The sequence below is a fragment of the Bartonella sp. CL71SXKL genome, from assembly GCF_042194935.1.
Taxonomy (GTDB): domain Bacteria; phylum Pseudomonadota; class Alphaproteobacteria; order Rhizobiales; family Rhizobiaceae; genus Bartonella.
Genome location: NZ_JBHINI010000105.1, coordinates 1 through 788 on the forward strand (window position 1 = coordinate 1; position 788 = coordinate 788).

Here is a 788-nt window from a genome sequence, read left to right on the forward strand (position 1 = left end):
ACGGGTAACCAGCTTTATGTCCTAGGTGATAAAGTTGCGCAATCTTTAGGTGGAGGAGCTAAGTATGAGGATGGCCAATGGAGCGAACCTAAGTTCACGGTTAAAACAGTAAAATCTGATGGTACTGAGAGTGAGGAGAGCTATACAGATGTGGCTTCAGCGTTTGCCGGTGTAGGCACTTCTTTCACGGATTTACATAAAGAGATTACCAATGAAATTAGCACTGCTCAGGCTGATGCGTTGTTGTGGGATAAGTCCAAGGGTGCGTTTGTAGCGACGCATGGTGAAGAGAATGCAAGCAGCAAGATAACATCGCTTACCAATGGGTCTATAACTAAAGACTCAAGTGATGCTGTAGCGGGTAATCAGTTATATGCTCTAGGGAGCGGTGTTGCGCAATCTTTAGGTGGTGGCGCTAGTTATGAGAATGGAACTTGGAGTGCGCCTACATTCACGGTTAAGAGCTTTAAAGCGGATGGGGTAACAGAAGATAAAGAATATAGTACTGTTGCGTCTGCCTTTGCTGGTGTTGGAGATTCATTCGATAAAGTTAAAGATAAGTTCAGTAATATTAAGGATGAAATTACCAAAGAGATTGAAAAGGACATCACCACTGTTCAAGGCGATGCGTTGTTTTGGGATAAGTCCAAAGGTGCGTTTGTAGCGACGCATGGTGAAGAGAAGACAAACAGCAAGATAACATCGCTTTCCAATGGAGACATTAGTGCTACTTCAAGCGATGCTGTAGCGGGTAACCAGCTATATGCTCTAGGGAGCGGTGTTGCGCA

At 44.5% G+C, this 788-nt stretch carries 1 pseudogene; it reads left to right on the forward strand.

Annotation, left to right across the window (positions count from 1 at the left end):
- Window positions 1-788: pseudogene (locus ACFILA_RS09715) on the forward strand (hypothetical protein); the annotation flags it as partial.